Annotated in this window: 8 protein-coding genes; all 8 read right to left on the bottom strand. The window is 62.4% G+C overall.

What is annotated here, in order from left to right:
- Positions 1–647: 647 nt before the first annotated feature.
- The 8 genes from fliR to DU490_RS11680 all read right to left on the bottom strand — a co-directional run bounded on the left by fliR (position 648) and on the right by DU490_RS11680 (position 6,473).
- On the bottom strand, positions 648–1,442 hold the full coding sequence (fliR, locus tag DU490_RS11715; RefSeq protein WP_114574472.1) for a flagellar biosynthetic protein FliR: 795 nt from the start codon (positions 1,440–1,442) through the stop codon (positions 648–650).
- Positions 1,443–1,449: 7 nt separating this feature from the next.
- Complete coding sequence (gene fliQ, locus DU490_RS11710; RefSeq protein ID WP_114574471.1) at positions 1,450–1,719, bottom strand: flagellar biosynthesis protein FliQ; 270 nt, start codon at positions 1,717–1,719, stop codon at positions 1,450–1,452.
- A gap of 48 nt (positions 1,720–1,767) precedes the next feature.
- On the bottom strand, positions 1,768–2,481 hold the full coding sequence (gene fliP / locus DU490_RS11705; RefSeq protein WP_114574476.1) for a flagellar type III secretion system pore protein FliP: 714 nt from the start codon (positions 2,479–2,481) through the stop codon (positions 1,768–1,770).
- A gap of 80 nt (positions 2,482–2,561) precedes the next feature.
- Complete coding sequence (gene fliO, locus DU490_RS11700; protein WP_114574470.1) at positions 2,562–2,996, bottom strand: flagellar biosynthetic protein FliO; 435 nt, start codon at positions 2,994–2,996, stop codon at positions 2,562–2,564.
- Positions 2,993–3,538: a flagellar motor switch protein FliN gene (gene fliN, locus DU490_RS11695; RefSeq protein WP_114574469.1), complete on the bottom strand. Its 546-nt coding sequence runs from the start codon at positions 3,536–3,538 to the stop codon at positions 2,993–2,995. The genes fliO and fliN overlap by 4 nt, the downstream gene beginning before the upstream one ends.
- Positions 3,531–4,577: a flagellar motor switch protein FliM gene (gene fliM, locus DU490_RS11690; protein ID WP_114574468.1), complete on the bottom strand. Its 1,047-nt coding sequence runs from the start codon at positions 4,575–4,577 to the stop codon at positions 3,531–3,533. The genes fliN and fliM overlap by 8 nt, the downstream gene beginning before the upstream one ends.
- Positions 4,578–4,595: 18 nt before the next feature.
- A complete protein-coding gene (fliL, locus tag DU490_RS11685; protein WP_114574467.1) occupies positions 4,596–5,072 on the bottom strand; it encodes a flagellar basal body-associated protein FliL in 477 nt (158 codons plus the stop codon).
- A 114-nt stretch (positions 5,073–5,186) separates the two neighbouring features.
- Entirely contained in the window at positions 5,187–6,473 is a 1,287-nt protein-coding gene (locus DU490_RS11680) for a flagellar hook-length control protein FliK (RefSeq protein ID WP_114574466.1), read from the bottom strand.
- Positions 6,474–6,477 lie beyond the last annotated feature (4 nt).

Below are 6,477 nucleotides of genomic sequence, written 5' to 3'. Positions count from 1 at the left end.
CTGGCGCCGTCAGGCGCCTCGGCGGAGGCTGAAACGCCGGTGATGGCCGCGAACGTTGGCAACACCGCCGGGAGTCCTTCGGCCTCCAGTCGCGATCTGAAGATGCTCCTACAGCGGCGTGTCACCGTCGGTAGAAAGAATCATTGTTGGAGCGCTGGTCCCCATCGCGACTGGCGCCGCCAGGCGCCTCGGCGGAGGCCACGGCGTTGGCGATGGTCGCCGGCACCGGCAACACCGCCGGGAGTCCTTCGGCCTCCAGTCGCGATCTGAAGATGCTCCTACAGCGGCGTGGCACCGTCGGTAGAAAGAATCATTGTTGGAGCGCTGCTCCGCATCGCGACTGGCGCCGGCAGGCGCCCTGGCGGAGGCTGCCGCAACGGCGATAATCGCAACCTAACCAACACCGCCGGGAGTCCTTCGGCCTCCAGTCGCGATCTGAAGATGCTCCTACAGCGGCGTGGCACCGTCGGTAGAAAGAATCATTGTTGGAGCGCTGCTCCGCATCGCGACTGGCGCCGCCAGGCGCCTCGGCGGAGGCCACGGCGTTGGCGATGGTCGCCGGCACGGGCAACACCGCCGGGAGGCCTGCGGCCTCTTCACGCCAGTCTGCGTAGAACCTTTTTTATATTGCACGACAGGCGGTGCGATCAGCTTCCCAGGGGGGCGAGCATGTCGATCAATTGATACATGAACTGCAGACCGTTGCTGAACAGGCGTTGCAGGAAGCGACCCATGTCTGTCATCAGGACCATCAACAGGATCAGGCCCACGGTAAGCGAGGTCGGGAAACCGATGTTGAATACCGTCAGTTGCGGCGCGGCGCGGTTGAGGATACCCATGGCCAGGTTGATGATCAGCAGTGAGCCGACCAGCGGCAGGGCCAGCGACATGCCGGCAACGAAGATGGTGCCGCCGTAACGCACCAGCATCTCGAAGGCCGCAGGATTGAAGGTGCCGATGCCGATCGGCAGGCTATAAAAGCTGGATGCCAGCGCTTCCAGCACCATCAGATGACCGCCCATGGCCAGGAACATCAGCAGTGTGATCATGAAGAAGATCCGTGACAGAATCATGGTGTTGGTCCCGCTGCCGGTATCGAAGAAGGTGGCGAAGGCCAGACCCATCTGCAGGCCGATGAACTCCCCCGCGGCCTGCACCACGGCAAATACCACATGCATGACCAGACCGATGGCGATGCCGATCAGCATCTGTTCCACCATCAGGCCGAAGCCGGCCCAGGAGACGATCGGCACATCGGGCATGGCGGGCAGTACCGGGGCGATGACGATTGTGACCAGGAACGCCAGGCCGATCTTGGCCTGGTTGGGCACGCTGGAATGCCCCCAGAGCGGCGAGGCCACCAGGAAGGAAGTGATCCGCACGAAGGGCCACAGCAGTATCACCAGCCAGCCGTGCAGCTGGTCGAAGGTCACCTCGACCATGGCGCTCTCACATCAACATGCTGGGAATGCTGGTGAACAGGTTGCGGGTGAAATCGGTGATCAGCTTCAGCAGCCAGGGTCCGGCGAATACCAGTACGGTAAAGACACCCAGGATCTTGGGGATGAACGAGAGGGTCATCTCGTTGATCTGGGTGGCGGCCTGGAAGAGGCTCACGGTCAGGCCTGTCAGCAGGGCAGTGATAAGCAGTGGGCCGGCCAGGAAGAGTGTGACGCGCATGCCCTGGTAGGCCATGCCCATTACCATTTCCGGTGTCATTCTTCGCTCCTTGCCGACAACGTCGTGTCGACCCAAAGGGTTGCAGCACTAAATGTAAAAACTTTCTGCCAGCGAACCGATGATCAGTTGCCAGCCATCCACCAACACGAACAGCATCAGCTTGAACGGCAGCGAAATGGTTGCCGGCGGCACCATCATCATGCCCAGCGACATCAGGGTGCTGGCCACCACAAGGTCGATGATCAGAAAGGGGATGAAGATGGTGAAGCCGATCTGGAATGCTGTCTTCAGCTCGCTGGTCACGAAAGCCGGCACCAGGATGCGCAGGGGGACATCCTCCGGCCCCTGCATGGGCCCGATTTCCGCCAGCCGGGCGAACAGCGCCAGGTCGGGCTCCCGGGTCTGGGCCAGCATGAATTCGCGGAACGGCTGCTGGGCCAGCAGCAGGAACTCGTCGAAATTGATCGCGTCACCGGTCAGCGGTACCCAGGCCGTTTCGTAGACGATGGAAAAGACCGGCGCCATCACGAAGAATGTCAGGAACAGCGCCAGGCCCAGCAGCACCTGATTGGGTGGCGTGGCCTGGGTGCCCATGGCGGTACGCAGCAGGCTGAGTACGATGATGATACGAGTGAAGCCGGTCATCATCAGCAGCGCCGCGGGCAGGAAGGCCATGGCGCTGAGCAGCAGCAGGGTCTGTAGTTGGATCGACCACTGCTGGCCGCCATCTTCCAGCGGCTGGCTGACAATGCCGGGTAACTGCTGGGCGACGGCCGCGAGCGGCATCGCCATCAACAGCATTGCCCCCAGTAGGGCAGGGGTTCTGAGTCGGGTCTTGGGCCGGGTCTTTGGCACAGTCTTGGGAAAAGCAGGGTGAATCATCAGGCTCCCCGACCGGGGCCTCCTAGTCCGGCATTGTGCTTGAGGGCACGGGCAAAGCGGGTGGCAAAGCGCTCCCCCTGCTGGTCGGCTGTTTCGGGCTCGCGGGGGCGTTCGGGAGCCTCCATCTCATGCAGCTTGTTGATCTGTCCACCACCCACCCCGAGGACCAGCCAAGTGCCTTCGACCTCCACGATCACCAGACGCTCGCGGTTGCCCAGCACGGTGCTGCCGACGATCTGCAGATGACCTCCAGCGGCACGGCGTTGCGGCCCCCAGCGCTTGAGCAGCGCCGTGCAGATCAGGATGATGGCGATGACCAGGCCCAGGGCGGCAGCGGTCTTGCCCAGCGTGGCCATGCCGACCAGGGCATCGCCGCCGACAGCCAGTGCCTCTAGCCCTGTTGCCTGTGCCTCGGAGGAGGTGGTGTCTCTCATCGGTTGAGTTTCTGCACCCTTTCGGAGGGTGTGATGATCTCGGTGATGCGGATGCCGTATTTATCATCCACCACAACCACTTCGCCTTGCGCGATAAGGTAGCCGTTGATCAGGATATCCATGGGCTCACCGGCCAGGCCGTCGAGCTCGATAACCGAACCCTGGGCGAGTTCCAGCAGTTGCTTGATGGTCAACTTGGTGCGGCCCAGTTCCACGGTCAGCTTGACCGGGATATCCATGATCATTTCCAGATCACGGGCGGTACCGCCGTCGCTCCCCTTGTCCAGCGGACGGAAGATGCGGTCGCCGGCCGCCTGGGCCGTCGGTGCAGCGACGGACTGGGCCGCGGCTGAGGCTTCCTGCTCGCTGGACTCGGCGGCTTCCTGCTCTGCCAGCGCGTCGGCCCAGGGATCGTCGTCGTCAGGAGAGCCGCCGGGCGCCTCCTGCTCGGCCTTGGCTTGTGCAGCCTCCTGCTCGGCCATGGCTTCCGCCCAGGGGTCGTCGTCGGGAATGTTCTGATCGGGCTTCTTGGGATCAGTCATGCTTGGATTCCTTGGCTTGAGGCGCAGCGCCCTTCTTGAAGGCATCGGGTGTAACAGAGTTCTGCGCACCATGATCGATGATACGAATGACACGCAGCGCGCGCTGTTCGTGCTGGCTGCCGTAATCGCACTCCATGACCGGAACGCCATCCACGCTGGCGGTCACGGTTTCCGGAAGCTCCAACGGCAGTACGTCCCCGACCTTCAGTGCCATCACATGGGCAATGCGGCTGGGAACATCGGCAAAGTTGGCAATGAGTTCCACCTCGGAGTGGCGGATCTCGCCGGCCATGCGCTCCGACCAGATACCATCCTGGCCGTGATAGCTGTCGTTGAGCGGGTTAGCCAGCAGGTCCCGGATTGGGTCGACCATCGAATAGGGAATACAGATCTGGAAGTTGCTGGTGAGATTGCCGACCTCGATATTGAAGCTGGAGTTCACCACGATCTCGTTGGGCGAGTTGGTGATGTTGGCGAACTTGGACTGCATCTCCGAGCGAAGGAACTGGATTTCCAGCGGGTAGACCGACTTCCATGACTCCTCGTAGGCGTCGATGGCCAGCCGCAAGAGACGCTGGATGATGCGCTGCTCGGTATTGGTAAACTCCCGGCCCTCCGACTTGGTCAGGAAGCGTCCGTCGCCGCCGAACAGGTTGTCCACCACCATGAATACCAGATTGGGCGGAAACACGATCAGTGCCGAGCCACGCAGCGGTTTCATCGCGATGATGTTGATGTTGGTCGGTACTGGCACGTTGCGCGAGAAGTCGCTGTAGCTCTGGTAGCGTACCGAGTCCACCGTGATGTCGGCACTACGGCGCAACAGATTGAACAGCCCCATGCGGAAGTGCCGCGCGAAGCGTTCGTTGATGATGTCCAGTGCCTGCAGGCGTTCGCGGATGACGCGATGCTGGGACGCGGGATCATAGGGACGGACGCGAGACGCCTCAGCACTGCCTGCGGCAGGTTCGTCGTCTCCGCTGACCCCCTTCAGCAGGGCGTCGATCTCATCCTGTGACAGTAGATCGTCTTGGGACATGGCGGCCAGGGTACCCGGTTATTGCACGATGAACTCGGTGAACAGTACGTCCCGGATATCGAGAGGCGGCTGCGGTTCGGTCAAGGGGGGGGCAGATAGCACGGCAATGACTTCCTCGCTCAGCCGGCGCTTGCCCTCCGGCGAGGTTAGCTGACTGGCCTGCTTGCCGGAAAACAGCATCAGCAGCCGGCTGCGCACCTGGGGCATGTGCTCGTCGAGAATCTCGCGTGTCTCCTCGTCGCCAACCTTCAGCGACATCCCGATATACAGCAGGCGGGAACCGAAGTCGTCGTCGGTGAGGTTCACGGTGAAAGGGTCGATCTTCAAGAAGATCGGTGCCTTACGCTCGAGCTTCTGCTCCTGCATGTTGCCTGAGCCATTGCTACGGTCGTTCATGACCAGATAGATTGCGACTCCTGCTGCTACCGTGGACATCATTACCAGCAATATCATCAGCCACAGCAGTTTGGATGAGCCATCCGTCGTTTTTGCCATTGCCTTGCCTATCGTGAAGTGGTGATCCAGCCGGAAAAGGGTAGTATGCAAAAATTGTGCGGGTCATGATGAAAGGAACAGGCCCCACGAACACCCCTATCTTGGCAATTCGTCTCAGGCGTAGAGATTCACCCGGCCATCCAGGCTGATGCCCGTTGTGTTCTCGGCCATGTCGATCTCGGCGGCGGAGGTCCGTGTCTCTTCGCCCCCATTGGTGGCGCTACTCCGTTGGCCCTCCTGGTTGGCGAAGGCTTCCCCCTCTTGCTGACGCTGGTCGCCGACCGAGGTTTCGCCCAGGGAAATACCCTGCTCAGCCAGTGCCTCGCGCAATTGCGGGATGGCCTGCTCAAGCACCTGGCGGACTTGGGCATGGGCGGAGAGGAACTGTGCTTGTGCGCCATGTTCGGTCATCTTCAAGGTGACGGAAAGCGGGCCCAGTTCGGCCGGGTTCAATTTCATCTCGATCCGCTGCTCGCCACCATGGCGAGCGAACTGCACCAACTGTTGACCAAGCTGGCCGGGCCAGACCTGGGACTGCACCGGTGAGGGCAGACTTGCTTGGGCCGGCATGGTCTGGGCCGGCATGGCCTGGGCCGGCATGGCCTGGGCCGGCATGGCCTGGGATGGCATGGCCAGAGGGGCGGTGCCGGTAGGCTGGGTTGTCGCCTGCTGGCTCGACGAGGTCAGCTCGATGCTTGCGGGGCGGAGGGCTTCTGCCGCCATGCCACGCAGTGCGCCCGCATTGGATTGTGGGGACATGTCGGCCGAGCGAGCGAACTCAGCAGCCCGTAGCGGCCGCTCGGCGGCACCGGGCTCCAACTGGGCGAGCAGGGCCGCATGGGGAGTCGCCTCAGCGACACCACGACTGGACTGCTGTGGTAGCGGCTGTGTCGTATTCAGGGCGGTCTCGGTAGTGCCAGCGGGAGGTGTTGCCAATGTGCGTGTCGCGTCGCCGGTGGTCTGACGCAGGGCATCGGCAGCGGCCAGTAGGGTCTCTGCACGCGTGGTGGGCTTGGCGGCTTGTTCCACTGCCGTTGCCTGCGGGGCTGCGATGTCGGTAAGCGGGCGAGCCTCGGCTTGCGGGTTGTCATCGATCAGTGCCAGGCGCCCCATTATCTCGCTCAGTGACAGCGAGTCGGGCAGGGGAGCGGCTGGCATGTCCAGGACATCCGCGACGAAATCCGGATCATGGCCGCCCAGGGCCTGCAGCATTGTCTGCTGGGCTGCCATGGTCGGCGGTAGGGTGGGTCGTTGGGTAGGCAACTCGACCGATTCGTTGGGCTGCGGCCGGCCGGCGCTGGCCAGGGCCAGTGCAAAGTGGCCTTCGGCAGTGTTGACGGTCGGCTTCGCGTTGCCCATGGGCTTGCCCGGAAGGGCGGACAGAATCATCTGTATATCCATTGCG

Source organism: Halomonas sp. DQ26W, assembly GCF_003339685.1.
GTDB lineage: Bacteria > Pseudomonadota > Gammaproteobacteria > Pseudomonadales > Halomonadaceae > Halomonas.
The sequence above is the reverse complement of the archived record's forward strand: the minus strand, read 5'-3'. Positions and strand labels throughout refer to the sequence as shown.